General features: G+C 64.8%; 13 protein-coding genes. 10 read left to right on the top strand and 3 right to left on the bottom strand.

All coding sequences use genetic code 11. From position 1 onward, the window contains the following. Nucleotides 1–69: 69 nt before the first annotated feature. From JQ603_RS20345 to JQ603_RS20330, 4 genes are all read left to right on the top strand, one after another. Nucleotides 70–1,566, top strand: coding sequence for an aldehyde dehydrogenase family protein (locus tag JQ603_RS20345; RefSeq protein WP_212342022.1), 1,497 nt, complete (start codon nucleotides 70–72; stop codon nucleotides 1,564–1,566). A gap of 120 nt (nucleotides 1,567–1,686) precedes the next feature. Beyond that, on the top strand, nucleotides 1,687–2,814 hold the full coding sequence (locus JQ603_RS20340; RefSeq protein WP_212342020.1) for an alkene reductase: 1,128 nt from the start codon (nucleotides 1,687–1,689) through the stop codon (nucleotides 2,812–2,814). A 157-nt stretch (nucleotides 2,815–2,971) separates the two neighbouring features. Further along, nucleotides 2,972–3,475 (top strand): GFA family protein, encoded by a 504-nt coding sequence (locus tag JQ603_RS20335; RefSeq protein ID WP_212342018.1) that lies wholly within the window; start codon nucleotides 2,972–2,974, stop codon nucleotides 3,473–3,475. A gap of 107 nt (nucleotides 3,476–3,582) precedes the next feature. Beyond that, nucleotides 3,583–5,244, top strand: coding sequence for a thiamine pyrophosphate-binding protein (locus JQ603_RS20330; protein ID WP_212342016.1), 1,662 nt, complete (start codon nucleotides 3,583–3,585; stop codon nucleotides 5,242–5,244). Nucleotides 5,245–5,496: 252 nt separating this feature from the next. On the opposite strand, the gene JQ603_RS20325 is transcribed toward JQ603_RS20330, so the two are convergent. Continuing rightward, nucleotides 5,497–6,876, bottom strand: a complete 1,380-nt coding sequence (locus tag JQ603_RS20325; protein WP_212342014.1) for an LLM class flavin-dependent oxidoreductase — start codon at nucleotides 6,874–6,876, stop codon at nucleotides 5,497–5,499. A 253-nt stretch (nucleotides 6,877–7,129) separates the two neighbouring features. Between JQ603_RS20325 and JQ603_RS20320 the strand changes: the two genes are divergently transcribed. The 6 genes from JQ603_RS20320 to JQ603_RS20295 all read left to right on the top strand — a co-directional run bounded on the left by JQ603_RS20320 (nucleotide 7,130) and on the right by JQ603_RS20295 (nucleotide 12,867). Next, entirely contained in the window at nucleotides 7,130–8,515 is a 1,386-nt protein-coding gene (locus tag JQ603_RS20320) for a M20 family metallopeptidase (protein ID WP_212342012.1), read from the top strand. Between the two features lie 99 nt (nucleotides 8,516–8,614). Beyond that, a complete protein-coding gene (locus JQ603_RS20315) occupies nucleotides 8,615–9,526 on the top strand; it encodes an amino acid ABC transporter substrate-binding protein (RefSeq protein WP_212342010.1) in 912 nt (303 codons plus the stop codon). 121 nt (nucleotides 9,527–9,647) lie between these two features. Then, nucleotides 9,648–10,379 carry an amino acid ABC transporter permease gene (locus tag JQ603_RS20310; RefSeq protein WP_212342007.1) on the top strand — a complete coding sequence of 244 codons (732 nt, stop codon included), beginning with the start codon at nucleotides 9,648–9,650 and terminating at the stop codon, nucleotides 10,377–10,379. A gap of 4 nt (nucleotides 10,380–10,383) precedes the next feature. Beyond that, a complete protein-coding gene (locus tag JQ603_RS20305) occupies nucleotides 10,384–11,076 on the top strand; it encodes an amino acid ABC transporter permease (protein WP_018648486.1) in 693 nt (230 codons plus the stop codon). A gap of 12 nt (nucleotides 11,077–11,088) precedes the next feature. After that, nucleotides 11,089–11,820, top strand: a complete 732-nt coding sequence (locus JQ603_RS20300) for an amino acid ABC transporter ATP-binding protein (protein WP_018648485.1) — start codon at nucleotides 11,089–11,091, stop codon at nucleotides 11,818–11,820. Nucleotides 11,821–12,006: 186 nt separating this feature from the next. Then, entirely contained in the window at nucleotides 12,007–12,867 is an 861-nt protein-coding gene (locus JQ603_RS20295) for a D-amino-acid transaminase (RefSeq protein ID WP_212342006.1), read from the top strand. A gap of 139 nt (nucleotides 12,868–13,006) precedes the next feature. Here JQ603_RS20295 and JQ603_RS20290 read toward each other — a convergent pair whose 3' ends face one another. Both JQ603_RS20290 and JQ603_RS20285 read right to left on the bottom strand, forming a co-directional pair. After that, complete coding sequence (locus JQ603_RS20290) at nucleotides 13,007–13,468, bottom strand: carboxymuconolactone decarboxylase family protein (protein WP_212342004.1); 462 nt, start codon at nucleotides 13,466–13,468, stop codon at nucleotides 13,007–13,009. A gap of 27 nt (nucleotides 13,469–13,495) precedes the next feature. Continuing rightward, complete coding sequence (locus JQ603_RS20285) at nucleotides 13,496–15,106, bottom strand: MDR family MFS transporter (RefSeq protein ID WP_212342002.1); 1,611 nt, start codon at nucleotides 15,104–15,106, stop codon at nucleotides 13,496–13,498. Nucleotides 15,107–15,117: the final 11 nt, after the last annotated feature.

The following is a 15,117-nucleotide window of genomic DNA, read 5'->3' as shown; positions in this document are numbered from 1 at the left end:
CTGTATTCTTCCAGGCCTAACGGTCCCACCGAGATCGAACCAATCAATGACCTGACAGGGAGTGCAGCCATGGCTGTGTCGCAGGCTATTCCGATCACGCGCCACCCGTTCGCCAACGGGTCCTACAAGCAGATGCTGATCGACGGGAAGTGGGGCGACGCCGCCTCGGGCAAGCGCTTCGAGACCCGCAATCCCGCGACCGGCGAGCTGCTCGCGACGGTCGCCGAGGGCGACAAGGAAGACATCGACCGTGCGGTCGCCGCCGCCCGCCGCGCCTTCGAGGGTCCCTGGAGCAAGGTGAAACCGTTCGAGCGGCAGAACCTCTTGCTCAGGCTCGCCGACCTCGTCGAGAAGAATTTTGACGAATTGTCGCAGCTCGACACGCTCGACATGGGCGCGCCGCTCAGCCGCACCCGCGCCTATCGCCTGCGCGCCATCGGCATGCTGCGCTACTATGCCGGCCAGACCACGGCGATCCATGGCGAGACCATCGAGAACTCGCTGCCCGGCGAAATCTTCTCCTATACGCTGAAAGAGCCGATAGGCGTCGTCGGCGCCATCATTCCCTGGAACGGTCCGCTCAGCGCGACGATCTGGAAGATCGGGCCTGCGATCGCGACCGGCTGCACCGTCGTGCTCAAGCCCGCCGAAGAGGCGCCGCTGACCTCGCTGCGCATCGCCGAGCTGGCTATGGAGGCCGGCATTCCGCCCGGCGTCGTCAATGTCGTGCCCGGCTATGGCGAGACCGCGGGCGCCGCGCTCGCCTCGCACCACGACGTCGACAAGGTCGCCTTCACCGGCTCGCATATCACGGGGCAGTCGATCATCCGGGCCTCGGCCGGCAACCTCAAGCGCGTCTCGCTCGAACTCGGCGGCAAGTCGCCGGACATCGTGTTCGCGGATGCCGATCTCGACGCCGCCGTGCCGGGTGCCGCGATGGCGGTGTTCGCCAACTCGGGTCAGATCTGCAGCGCCGGCACGCGCCTGTTCGTCGAGCAGGCGATCTACGAGGAGTTCGTCGGCCGCGTCGCCGAGTTCGGCAAGAAGCTGCAGGTCGGCAACGGCCTCGATCCCAACGTGCAGATCGGCCCGCTGGTGTCCGAGCAGCAGCTCGAGCGCGTCACCGGCTATCTCGACATCGGCCAGAAGGAAGGTGCGCGTGCTCTCGCCGGCGGCGGCCGCGTCACCGAAGGCGCGCTATCGAAGGGCTTCTTCGTCTCGCCCACCGTGTTCGCCGGCGTCCAGGACAACATGCGCATCGCGCAGGAGGAGATCTTCGGTCCCGTCATCTCCGCGATCGCGTTCAAGGACATGGATGAGCTGGTCAAGCGTGCCAACAACACCACGTTCGGCCTCGGCTCCGGCCTGTGGACGCGCGACGTCACCAAGGCGCATGCGGTCGCGAAGCGCCTGCGCGCCGGCTCGGTGTGGGTCAATTGCTACCAGGCGATGGACCCGGCCGTGCCGTTCGGCGGCTACAAGATGAGCGGCTACGGCCGCGAGTCCGGCAAGCAGCACGTCGAGGAATATCTCAACGTGAAGGCCGTCTGGATCAAGACGGCGTAACATCTATTTCCTCCTGCGTTCCGCGAGAGGGAATATCTACTTTTTGCAGGGGCGGCGTCTTTTCCAGGGGCCGCCCCTCGCTATATGATCCGCATCCTTCCATAGCCATCCGGGGTCCGCATGAAATTCGAGGCGTTGTTCAAGCCGTTGCAGGTCGGTCCGTACAAGCTCGCGCATCGCGTCGCGATGGCGCCGTTGACGCGCATGCGCGCCGAGCGCGAGAGCTTTTCGCCGCGCCCGCTCAACGCCGAGTATTACGGCCAGCGCGCCACGAAGGGCGGCCTGATCATCGCCGAAGCCTCGCCGGTGCTCTCGCACGGCCGCGGCAATCCGGCGACGCCCGGCATCTATTCGGAGGCGCAGATCGCCGGCTGGCGCAAGGTGACGGATGCCGTGCACGCCAAGGGCGGCATCATTTTCCTCCAGCTCTGGCATGTCGGCCGCGTCTCGCATTCCTCCTTCCATAGCGGTGAGCTGCCGGTCTCGGCCTCGGCGATCGCGATCAAGGCCGAGGGCATGAAGGCGATGACCGCCGACGGCAAGATCACCGATTACGAGACGCCGCGCGCGCTGGAGACGGAGGAGGTCAAGGACATCATCGAGGCCTTCAGGCAGGGCGCGAAGAACGCGCTCGCCGCCGGCTTCGACGGCGTCGAGATCCACGGCGCCAACGGCTATCTGCTCGAGCAGTTCCTGCAATCGCGCAGCAACCAGCGCACCGATCAATATGGCGGCGGAATCGAGAACCGCGCGCGGCTGCTGCTCGAGGTCACGCGGGCCGCGATCGATGTCTGGGGCGCCAACCGCGTCGCTGTGCGGCTGTCGCCCCACGGCATCGCCAATGATTCCGGCGAGCCCGATCCGATGCCGCTCTACACCCACGTGGTGAAGGCGCTCGACAAGCTCAGTCTCGCCTATCTGCATTTCATCGAGCCGCGCTCCAGCGGCGCCGGCCGCGCCGACGTCCACTGGGAGAACGTGCCCTCCGCGATGGTGCTGTTCCGCCCGCACTACAGCGGCGTGCTGATGACCGCCGGCGGTTTCACCGGCGAGACCGCGAATGCGGCGATTGCCGAGGGACACGCCGACATCATCGCGTTCGGCCGCATCTTCATCTCCAACCCCGATCTGCCGCGGCGCCTGGAGCACGACTATCCGATCACGCCGTACAACCGCGCGACGTTCTACGGCGGCGAGGAGAAGGGGTATACGGATTATCCGGTGTATGACGAACTGACGCCGGCCTGACCTCTCCCGTCATTCCGGGGCGATGCGCAGCATCGAACCCGGAATCCATCTCACGTCTTCGCTTGCCGCCCAATGGATTCCGGGCTCGCGACTTCGTCGCGCCCCGGAATGACAATCGTGTATGGTCGCTCCTCGCAATGACGACGGAGAGACTTCCATGGCCAAAGCCGCAGCCGCCGCAGGAACAGCCACCGGCCAGTGCCTCTGCGGCAAGGTCACGTTCGAAATCGACGTCCCCGCGCGCTGGGCGTGGCATGATCATTCTGCCGGTAGCCGCCGCGCCCACGGCGCGGCTTACGCGACCTATATCGGCAGCTGGAAGAAGCGCTTTCGCATCACCTCCGGCAAGACCGCGCTGACCCGCTACGAGGACAAGGCGACGAAGACCGCGCGCAGCTTCTGCTCGCATTGCGGCACGCCGGTCATGTACGAACGCCCGCGCGGCCCGCACATGGTCAACATCCCGCGTGCCTTATTCAAAGAACGCACCGGTCGCCAGCCGCTCTATCACATCGCGATCGAGGAGCTGCAGGAATGGGCCTATACCGGCGAGCCCCTGGTGCCGCTGAAGGGCTTTCCCGGCGTGGTCTGGCAGCGCTCGAAAAAGAAGAAGCGCGGAAGCGGCGAGGACCCGTTCGAGCTCGGGCGCGAGGAGATGTAGCTCCGCTCCCGCGCAACGCAGCCATGACCGCGCTTCCTTGCGCGCATCCTCCCACTTCGGCCATCATGCTTTCAGTCCTTGCGGCAACGTCCGCTCCTGGAGGAAACATGAAGAACAAGATCACCGGCCGCTCTGCCTTTCTCGCGCTGCTCAAGGACGAGGGCATCACGCACCTGTTCGGCAATCCCGGCACCACCGAGCTGCCGATCATGCATGCGCTGGAGGATCATCCCGATCTCACCTATGTGATGGCGATGCAGGAGAGCCTGGTGGTCGCGATCGCCGATGGCTACAGCCGCGCCTCGGGAAAGCTCGTCGCCTGCAACGTCCATGTCGCGCCCGGCCTCGGCAATGCCATGGGCTCGCTCTACAACGCCCAGTTCACGGGAACGCCGATGATCCTGACCGCGGGCCAGCAGGAGCAGGGCCACGGCCTGATGGAGCCGGTGCTCTATGGCCCCTTGGTGCGCATGGCCGAGCCGCTGGTGAAATGGGCGGTCGAGGTGACGCGGCTGGAGGACCTGCCGCGCATCGTGCGCCGCGCCGCCAAGGTCGCGATGACGCCGCCGACCGGGCCGGTGTTCATCTCGCTGCCCGGCGACATCCTCAACAGCGAAGCCGGGATCGATCTCGGCCGGTCCACTCGCATCGATGCGCGCACCAAACCATCGGACGAAGCGCTCCGGGCTTTCGCCGCACGGCTGCTTAGGGCGGAGCGCCCCGTGGTCGTCACCATGGACGAGGTGGTGAAGAGCGACGCGCTGAAGGAGGCCGCTGAACTGGCCGAGCTGCTCGGCGCGGACGCCTATCAATCCTCGACGCCCTATGGCTCGCATTTCCTCTCGGAGAGCCCGAGCTTCGTCGGCACGCTGGCGCGCGTGCAGAAGGCGGCGCGCGATACGCTCGCGCCTTACGATCTCCTGATTGCGCTGGGTGGCGATCCCTTGCGGATGTCGGTCTATAGCGAGGTCGACGCGCTGCCTGACGGGCTCGGCATCGTGCAGATCGGCCTCGTCGATTGGGAGATCGCCAAGAATTACGGCGCCGAGATCGCGCTGAAGGCTGACGTTAAGGAAACGCTGCGCGCATTGATTCCGGTGCTGAAGGAGATGGGCGGCACAACACTTACGAGCCGCGCGAGACAGCGACTCGCCGAGCTTGCGCCGAAGAACTGGAGCGCGCGCCGCGCCGCACTGGTCGAGCAGATCGGCAAGAGTGCGGGCCGCAACCCCATCGATCCCGACTTTCTGGTGCTGCAAATGGTCGAGGCCATGCCCGACCATGCCATCCTCGTCGACGAAGGGCTCACCTCCAGCCGCCAGGTCACGAACCTGCGTCCGCACCGTGATCGCTACGGCTATCACGGGCTTGCTTCCGGCGGCATCGGCTGGGGCCTGCCGGCCTCCGTCGGTGCCAGCATCGCCAATCCGGATCGTCCCGTGGTGTGCTTCTCCGGCGACGGCAGCGCGATGTATTCGATCCAGTCGCTGTGGACCGCGGCGCATCACAAGCTGCCGCTCAACGTCGTCATTGCCAACAATGGCGGCTACCGCATCATCAAGCAGCGCCTCCTCGCCTTCCATGGCGATGACAATTACGTCGGCATGGACTTCGTCGATCCACCCGTGGATTTTGCCGGCGTCGCCAAGGCGCTCGGCTGCGAGGCGATCAAGGTGAGTGATCCTCGCGAGCTGAGGGCGACGCTGTCATCGGCGTTCAATCGGCCGGGGACGAAGCTGATTGAGGTGATGGTGGACGGGAAGGTGTAGGGCGCCGCGCGCTCCGCTCTGCTCCCTCCCCCCTTGCGGGGGAGGGCGGGGGAGAGGGGTAGCCCAGGAGGCGGTGTCGCCGTCGTCGAGAACAGGTCGTGCGCTGCAGAGAGAGTCCCCGTGTGGCACCCCTCTCCCTAACCCTCCCCCGCAAGGGGGGAGGGAACGCAGCGGTGTCCGCGGGTGCAGTTCGGCAGATCGCGCAATGAAGCGCAGCTCGCAGCGACGATCCGGAAAAGCGGCAAGCAGCAGCTACCCCGTCTTCCCCACGCGATACCCCGCCGCCGGATGCGGCGCATCGAGCCGCGCGCGTCCGCCGCCGAACAGCTTCTCCCGCAGCGTGCCCTTCGCATATTCCGGCTTATACCGTCCGCGCTTGGTCAGCTCCGGCACCAGCATGTCGGCGATGTCCTCGAAATCGCCGGGCGAGATCGCGAAGGCGACGTTGAGGCCGTCGACGTCGGTGGCCTCGAACCATTGCTCGATCTTGTCCGCGACCATCTCGGGCGTGCCGACCACGACAGGACCGGCGCCGCCGATGCCGACATGCTCGATGACGTCGCGCACGGTCCAGACCCGATCGGGGTCGGCGCGGGTGACGTTGTCCATCGCGCTGCGGCCGGCATCGTTCTGGACGTGACGCACCTGCTGGTCGAGGTCGTAGCCGGAGAAGTCGACGCCGGTCCAACCCGACATAAGCGCCAGCGCCCCTTCAGCGCTGATATGGCGGCGATAGTCGGCGTATTTTTCCTTTGCCTCGGCTTCCGTCCGTCCGAGGATGATCGTCATCATCGAGAACATCAGGATCTCGGCCGGGTTGCGGCCGAGCGCGGCGGCTTCCTGGCGGATCGCGGAGACTCGCGGCGCGATCACCTTGGCCGATGGGCCCGACATGAACACGCATTCGGCGTGGCGCGCGGCGAACTGCCGGCCGCGCGGCGAGGTGCCGGCCTGGTACAGCACGGGCGTGCGCTGCGGCGACGGCTCGCTGAGGTGAATGGTGTTGTTGATGCGGTAGTTCGCGCCCTCATGATTGACGCGATGGACTTTTGCGGGATCGGTGAAGATGCCGCGTTTGCGGTCGCGCAGCGCGGCGTCGTCTTCCCAGCTGCCTTCCCAGAGCTTGTAGACGACCTCCATATATTCGTCGGCGATGTCGTAGCGATCGTCATGTCCGGTCTGCTTGTCCTTGCCGGCGCCGCGCGCGGCGCTGTCGAGATAGCCGGTGACGACGTTCCAGCCGATCCGCCCCTCGGTGAGATGATCCAGCGTCGACATCCGCCGCGCGAACGGGTAGGGCGGCTCGAACGACAGATTGCTGGTGACGCCGAAGCCGAGATTTTTCGTCACCGCGGCCATTGCCGACAGCAGCAGCAGCGGCTCGTTCGACGGCGTCTGTGCTGCATTGCGCAAGGCTGCGTCAGGGCTGTTGCCATAGACGTCGTAGACGCCGAGCACGTCGGCCAGGAACAACCCGTCGAAGCGGCCGCGCTCCAGCGTCCTGGCCAGATCGATCCAGTAGGGCAGGCGGTTATATTCGGCTGTGCGGTCGCGAGGATGGGTCCAAAGGCCCGGTGACTGGTGTGCGACGCAATTCATCGCAAACGCGTTGAGCCTGATCTCTTTGGCCATGCTGGTCCCTCGGCGCCCTGTACTGAGCGCTCTTCGAATGATAGATGTGCGCCCCAATCTGGCGAAGTTCTTGCATATGTTGGGATATTGGCAAGGTCAAAATCAGCGGTGCTGCCGCGCTTGGCAAGCCAATCTCAAGAGAGCAAGAACGAAATCACAAGAACTACCCAAGAACGATCCAACTCCCCGCCACTTTCGACGGCCTATGTAGCCCGCTACGTTCGCCCGCGTCGAAACCTTGAAAATGAAAGCAATGACCAGAGCCGACGCCATCGCCCGCGCCCGCGACGATTTCAAATCCGGCGCGTTCCTCGCTGAACTCGACCGTCGCGTCGCCTACAAGACCGAGAGCCAGAATCCCTCGCGTGGCCCTGAGCTGCGCGCCTATCTGGAACAGGAGATGCAGCCGGCGTTCGCTGCGCTCGATTTCACCAGCCGTATCGTCGAATCCCCGAGCGGCAAGGCGCCGTTCCTGTTCGCCGAGCACCACGAAAGCGCGCCCGCGCCGACCGTGCTGGTCTACGGCCATGGCGACGTTGTCGACGGCATGGAAGGCGAATGGCGCGAGGGGCGCGATCCCTGGCGCACGACGGTTGCGGGTACGCGCCTCTATGGCCGCGGCACCGCCGACAACAAGGGCCAGCACAGCATCAACATGGCAGCGCTGCGTGCGGTACGCGACGCGCGCGGCGGCAAGCTCGGCTTCAATGCCAAGTTCATCGTCGAGATGGGTGAGGAGATCGGCTCGCCCGATCTCGGCAAGGTCTGCGATCTCAATCGCGACGCGCTCAAGGCCGACCTGTTCATGGCCTCCGACGGCCCGCGCTTGTCCGCAGATCGCCCCACACTCTTCCTCGGCTGCCGCGGCGGCATCCGCATCCACCTCGACGCGAACTTACGCGATGGCGGCCACCATTCCGGCAATTGGGGCGGCGTGCTCGCCAACCCCGCGACCATCCTGGTCAACGCGATCTCGACGCTGGTCGACGGTCACGGCCGCCTCCAGCTCGAGGCCCTGAAGCCGCCGCGGCTCACCAACCAGATCCGCAGCTATCTTGCCGACGTCGAGGTGGTGCCGACCGCGGACGAGCCGGCGCTGGCCGAGAACTGGGGCGAGGAGGGGCTGTCGGCGGCCGAGCGGCTCTACGCCTGGAACACGCTCGAAGTGCTGGCGATGTCCTCGGGCAATATCGAGAAGCCGGCCAACGCCATTCCCGGCCATGCCAATGCCGTGCTGCAACTGCGTTTCGTGGTCGGCACCAAGATCGACGGCCTGATCGACGCCATCCGTGCGCATCTGGTCGGACGCGGCTTTCCGATGGTCGAGGTTCGGGCGGCCCAGAGCTTTGCCGCCTCACGCACCGATTTCGACAGCCCCTGGATCAAATGGGCCGCGGATTCGGTGCAGGAGACCACCGGCAAGGCGCCGGCGGTTTTGCCGAATTTCGGCGGCTCGCTGCCCAACGACGTCTTTTCCGAGATCCTGGGCCTGCCGACGATCTGGGTCCCGCACTCCTATCCCGGCTGCTCCCAGCATGCGCCCAATGAGCACATCCTGCTGCCATTGACCGAAGAGGCCTTGACGGTGATGGCCGGGCTGTTCTGGGATCTCGGGGAATTGCCAAAGCCACTGGCCTGAGCCGTTAACCTGAGCCGCCATCCAGCCGAAAGTCACATTCTAATCCGGCCCGATTTGTGCTTGCATCCGGCCGCATCATCCTGAAAGGGGAAGAAAAAAGTGAAACATTTCCGTCACATCGGGCTCGCGCTTGTCGCGACCTTCGCCGTCAGCCAGGCCGGGGCCCAGGAGCTGACCGGGACGCTGAAGAACATCAAGGACACCGGCGCCATCACGCTGGGCTTCCGCGACTCCTCGATCCCGTTCTCCTATCTGGACGACAACCAGAAGCCGGTCGGGTTCGCGATGGACATCTGCTACAAGATCGTCGACGCCGTGAAGAAGGAGCTCAAGCTCGACAAGCTCGAGGTCAAGCTCAACCCGGTGACCTCCGCGACGCGCATCCCGCTGATGGCCAACGGCACGATCGATCTCGAATGCGGCTCGACCACCAACAATGCCGAGCGCCAGAAGCAGGTCGCCTTCACCAACACCCACTTCCTGACCGCCAGCCGCTACGTCTTCAAGAAGTCGAGCGGCCTGAAGTCGATCGACGACCTCAAGGGCAAGACGGTGGTCTCGACCGCCGGCACCACCAACATCAAGCAGCTCACCGAAGCCAATGTCGCGAAGGGTCTCGGCGCCAACATCATCCCGGCCAAGGACCACGCCGAAGCCTTCCTGATGGTCGAGACCGACCGCGCGGTCGCCTTCGTCATGGACGACATCCTGCTCGCCAGCCTCGTCGCCGGCTCCAAGTCGCCGGATGACTATGCGATCTCCAAGGACGCGTTCTCCAAGCCGGAGCCCTACGGCATCATGCTGCGCAAGGACGACGCGCCGTTCAAGAAGGTGGTCGATGCGGCGACCGCTGCGGTCTATACCTCCGGCGAGGGCGAGAAGATCTACGCCAAGTGGTTCACGACCAAGATCCCGCCGAAGGGGCTGAACCTGAGCACGCCGATCTCGGCCGAGCTGAAGAACGAGTTCGCCAAGCCGACGGATTCGCCGAATCCGGACGACTACAAGTAAGATATGCTCTTCCCTCTCCCCGCTTGCGGGGAGAGGGAAGAATTCCAGCCATTCTGGAGGGAGTGGCCGGACATTTGCATAGGCGCCCGGGACAATATGGGCGCGTTCGCGCGGGGGACACGTGAACTACCACTGGAACTGGGGAATTTTCTTCGAGCCGAACCCGATGGGGACCGGCACCTATCTCGACATGCTGCTGTCGGGACTGGCGCTGACCATCAAGACGGCGCTGCTCGCCTGGGTCATCGCGCTGATCTTCGGCTCGATCGTCGGCGTCATGCGCACGCTGCCGTCGCGGGGCGCCTATTGGTTCGGCTTCTGCTGGGTCGAGTTCTTCCGCAACATGCCGCTGCTGGTGCAGCTCTTCCTGTGGTTCTTCGTGCTGCCGGAACTGCTGCCGAGGGCCGCCGGCCTGTGGCTGAAGCAATTGCCGAACGCGCCGTTCTGGACGGCGGCGATCGGCGTCGGCTTCTTCATGTCGGCGCGCGTCGCGGTGCAATTGCAGGCGGGCATCGGTTCGCTGCCGCGCGGGCAGAAGATGGCCGCGACCGCGCTCGGGCTCACCACCGTGCAGGGCTATCGCTACGTGCTGCTGCCGATGGCGTTCCGCATCATCCTGCCGCCGCTGACCTCCGAGTTCCTCAACACCATCAAGAACACGGCGGTCGCCATCACCATCGGCCTGATCGAGCTGACCGGACAGGCGCGCTCGATGCAGGAATTCTCGTTCCAGGTGTTCGAGGCCTTCACGGCCGCGACGCTCCTCTATCTCCTCGTCAACGCCATTGTCGTGACCGCGATGCGCTATCTCGAGCGCTACGTCGCGATCCCCGGCTACATCACGGGGAAATAGCGCCATGCTCGGGAGTTTCGATTTCGACGTCATCCGCCGGTCGCTGCCCTATCTGTTCTACGAGGGCATGACCTTCACGCTGACGCTGACCGCGCTCGCCGCGCTCGGCGGCCTGATCTTCGGCACGGCGATCGCACTGATGCGGCTGTCCGGCTACAAGACGCTCGGGCGCATCGCCGGCCTCTATGTCGACTTCATGCGCTCGCTGCCGCTGGTGCTGGTGATCTTCTGGTTCTACTTCCTGGTGCCCTATATCGGGCAGTGGGTGACCGGCGCCTCGCGTCCGATCAGCGTCGGCGCGTTCGCCTCCTCGCTCATCACCTTCATCATGTTCGAGGCGGCGTATTTCTCCGAGATCATGCGCGCCGGCATCCAGTCGATCTCGCGCGGCCAGCCGGCAGCGGCCAGCGCGCTCGGATTGAGCTACGCCCAGACCATGCGCTACGTCGTGCTGCCGCAGGCGTTCCGCAACATGCTCCCCGTGCTGCTGACCCAGACCATCGTGCTGTTCCAGGACACCTCGCTGGTCTACGTGCTGTCGATCCCGGATTTCCTGGGCGCGGCCAGCAAGGTCGCGCAGCGCGACGGGCGTCTCGTTGAAATGTATCTGTTCGCCGCCGTCGTCTACTTCACCATTTCCTGTATCGCGTCTTTCGGCGTTCGTCGCCTGCAGTCGCGCATCGCCATCATTCGCTAGAGCGTGTCGGTCATGATCGAAATCAGCCACGTCAACAAATGGTACAGCCCGACCTTCCAGGTGCTGACCGACTGTACCACCAGCGTCACCAAGGGCGAGGTCGTCGTCGTTTGCGGCCCCTCGGGCTCGGGCAAGTCGACGCTGATCAAATGCGTCAACGCGCTGGAGCCGTTCCAGAGCGGCGACATCTCGGTCGACGGCACCAAGGTCAACGATCCCAAGACCAATCTGCCGAAGCTGCGCTCGCGCGTCGGCATGGTGTTCCAGCACTTCGAGCTGTTTCCGCACCTCAAGATCATCGATAATCTCTGCCTCGCGCAGGAGAAGGTGCTGGGCCGTGGGCACGACAAATCCGTCACCAAGGGCATGCAGCTGCTGGAGCGCGTCGGCCTGAAGGAGCAGGCGCAAAAATTCCCCGCGCAGCTCTCCGGCGGCCAGCAGCAGCGCGTTGCCATTGCACGCGCGCTCGCGATGGATCCGATCGTCATGCTGTTCGACGAGCCGACCTCGGCGCTCGACCCGGAAATGGTCAGCGAGGTGCTCGACGTCATGGTCGACCTCGCCCGCGAAGGCATGACCATGATGGTCGTCACCCACGAAATGGGCTTCGCCCGCAAGGTCGCCAACCGCGTGATCTTCATGGACCGCGGCGAGATCGTCGAGGACGCCCCGAAGGACGACTTCTTCGGCAAGCCCCGCAGCGACCGCGCGCAGAAGTTCTTGTCGAAGATTCTGTCGCACTAGCTCCTCTGTCATTCCGGGATGCGCCTCTTGGCGCGGGCCCGGAATCCATCGGGCGGCGTACGCGGGGCGAAATGGATTCCGGGCTCGTCGCTTTGCGCCGCCCCGGAATGACGGATCGAGGGTTTATTGGGCGCACCAAATCCCGTATAGGGACGGCTAAATCCTTTTCCTCCCAGGAGACCTGCCTTGGACCCGCTCGCCTATGTCAACGGCTCATTCGTCCCGCTCTCGGAAGCCAAGATCTCGGTCCTCGACCGCGGCTTCCTGTTCGCCGACGGCATCTACGAGGTCTCGGCGGTGCTGGACGGCAAGCTGGTCGACAACGCCTCGCACCTGGCGCGGCTGGAGCGGTCGGTCGGCGAGATCAGCTTGAGGCTGCCGGAGACGATCGAACGCATCACCGAGATCCAGAAAGAGCTGATCGCGCGCAACAAGGTCGTGAGCGGCCTCGTCTACCTCCAGGTGACGCGCGGCGCCGACAAGGGCCGCGACTTCCCGTTCCCCAAGGGTGACGTCAAGTCGAGCCTGGTGATGTTCACCTCGGAGAAGGACATCATCAACGCCCCCGTGGCAAAGACCGGCATCAACGTGATCACGGTGCCCGACATCCGCTGGGAGCGCCGCGACATCAAGAGCGTGGCGCTGCTGGCGCAGGTGCTGGCGAAGCAGGCCGCGGCGCAAGCCGGCGCCGGCGAAGCCTGGATGCTGCAGGATGGCTACGTCACCGAAGGCGGCTCGTCCACGGCGTTCATCCTGACCAAGGACGACGTCATCGTCACCCGCCAGAACTCCAACGCCATCCTGCCGGGCTGCACCCGCAAGGCCGTGATCGCGCTCGCGGAGGAGCGCCAGCTCCGTGTCGAGGAGCGTTCCTTCACCGTCGCCGAAGCGCTTTCCGCCAAGGAAGCGTTCATCACCAGCGCATCTTCGTTCGTGCAGCCGGTGGTCGCGCTCGACGGTAAGAAGATCGGCGACGGCAAGCCCGGCCCGATGGCGACGCGGCTCCGCGAGATCTATGTGGAGTTCGCCAAGGCGACGGCGGTCTGAGCGTCATACTCCGCTATCGTAGGGTGGGCAAAGCGAAGCGTGCCCACCATTCCTTCAGCGAATGCGTGAGAAGACGTGGGCACGGCGCAAGTGCGCCTTTGCCCACCCTACGAGGCTGTGCGTAAGGCGATACTGTGGCCTACGCCACCGACGCCTTCACCTTCACCGGATGCACGGCGCGGAACGCAATCGCGATCCGGTTCCAGGCATTGATGGCGCCGATCAGCATGGTCAGGTTCACCGTGTCCGCGTCGGAGAATTGCGCGCGAACCTGTTCGTAGACATCGTCCGGCGCGTGCGTCTCTGAGATCAGCGTCACGGCTTCCGTCCAGGCCAGCGCGGCGCGCTCGCGGTCGGAATAGAGCGGGGATTCGCGCCAGGCGTTGAGCAGGTAAATGCGCTGCTCGGTCTCGCCGCGCTTGCGGGCGTCCTCGGTGTGCATGTTGATGCAGAAGGCGCAGCCGTTGATCTGCGATGCCCGGATCTTGACCAGCTCGATCAGCGATTTCTCCAGGCCCGTCGACTGGATCTGCTCTTCCAGCGCCATCAGCGCCTTCATGGTGTCGGGAGCGGCTTGGTAGAAATTCATGCGGGGCTTCATGGTCGTTCTCCTTTTCTCCGGTTGGGATCAGTGGGCTCCGCCGGCCGAGACCTGGCCGGGCTTCTTCAGAAAGAATACGGCGATGAGAGCGACGATCAGTGCCATGCCGAGCAGATAGAAGGTGTCGCTGAAGGCGAAGATATAGGCTTGCTTCTGCACGATGTGGCCGATCGCAACATAGGCGCGATGTGAGGCATCTGCACGGTCGAGGATGCCGTGATTGATGAAATATTGCGTGAGCTGCTCGAGCCGCGCGCGGGTGGCCTGCTCGAACACCGAGACCGACTGCATCAGCACGTTGGAGTGATATTGCTCGCGCTTGGTCAGCACCGTCTGCAACAGCGCGATGCCGATGGCGCCGCCGAGATTGCGCATCATGTTGAACAGGCCGGAGGCCGAGCCGGCGTTCTCCGCCTCGATGCCAGCCGTTGCGACCGCCGACAATGGTGCCATCACCAGCGCCTGGCCGATGGCGCGAACGACGTTGGGCCACAACAGCTGGTCTGCGGCGTAGTCGTTGGTCATGTAGATGTTCATGAAGTTCGAGGCCGCGAACAGCACGAAGCCGATGCCGATGATGATCCGCGCGTCGAATTTCTGCATCAGGCGCGGCACCAGCGGGATCAGCAGGAGCTGCGGCAGTCCGGTCCAGGCCAGCACCATGCCGATCTGCTCGGCATTGTAGCCCTGGATGCGCGCCAGATATTGCGGCAGGATGAACACCGAGCCGTACAGCGCGATGCCGAGCAGCAAGTTCGCGAGCATGCCGAAGCCGAAATTGCGGCGGACCAGCAGGCGCAGATTGAGCAGCGGCTTCTTCACCGTGAGCTCGATGACCAGGAAGGCGGTCAGCGTCACGGCTGCGATGATCGAGAGCTTGACGATGAAGGGCGAGCCGAACCAGTCGTCCTTGTTGCCTTCCTCCAGCACGGTCTGGAGCGCCGAGAGCCCGATCGCCATGGTGACGATGCCGGCCCAGTCGCCTTCGCGCAGCAGCGAAAGCTTCATCGGCCTCGCCTCGAGCGCGTACCAGAGCATGCCGACCATGATCGCGCCGGGCACGAGGTTGACGTAGAAGATGTATTGCCAGCCGAAATTCTCGGTGAGATAGCCGCCGATGGTCGGTCCGATCGCCGGCGCGAACGTCGCCGACAGTGCGAACAGCGCCAGGCCGACCGGCTGCTTTGCGCGCGGCAGCAGCGTGATGATCAGCGTGAAGGCCATCGGGATCAGCACGCCGCCGGTAAAGCCCTGCACCGCGCGCAGCACGATCATCTGCGGCAGGTCCTGCGCTAGCGCGCAGGCGGCCGACAGAAGCAGGAACAGGACCGCATTGGTCAGCAGATAGATGCGGATCGAGAACACCTGCGCCAGCCAGCCCGAGAGCGGGATCACCACGATTTCCGCGATCAGGTAGGACGTCGAGATCCAGCCGCCGTCGTCGATGCCGGCGCCGATCGCGCCCTGGATGTCCGCGAGCGAGGCGTTGACGATCTGGATGTTCAGCACCGCCATGAAAGCGCCGAGCGTCGCGCCGATCACCGCGATCCAGGTTTTGGCGGGCACCGCCGGTGCTGCGGCGGGCGCGGGGATGTCGGCGGCGGATGCGGCGGTGAGGGCGGGTTGGAGCGTGCTCATGGAAGCCTCGT

Origin of the sequence: Bradyrhizobium liaoningense (assembly GCF_018130825.1) — a bacterium.
Lineage (GTDB): Bacteria > Pseudomonadota > Alphaproteobacteria > Rhizobiales > Xanthobacteraceae > Bradyrhizobium > Bradyrhizobium liaoningense_B.
This window is presented reverse-complemented; position numbering and strand designations above follow the sequence as displayed.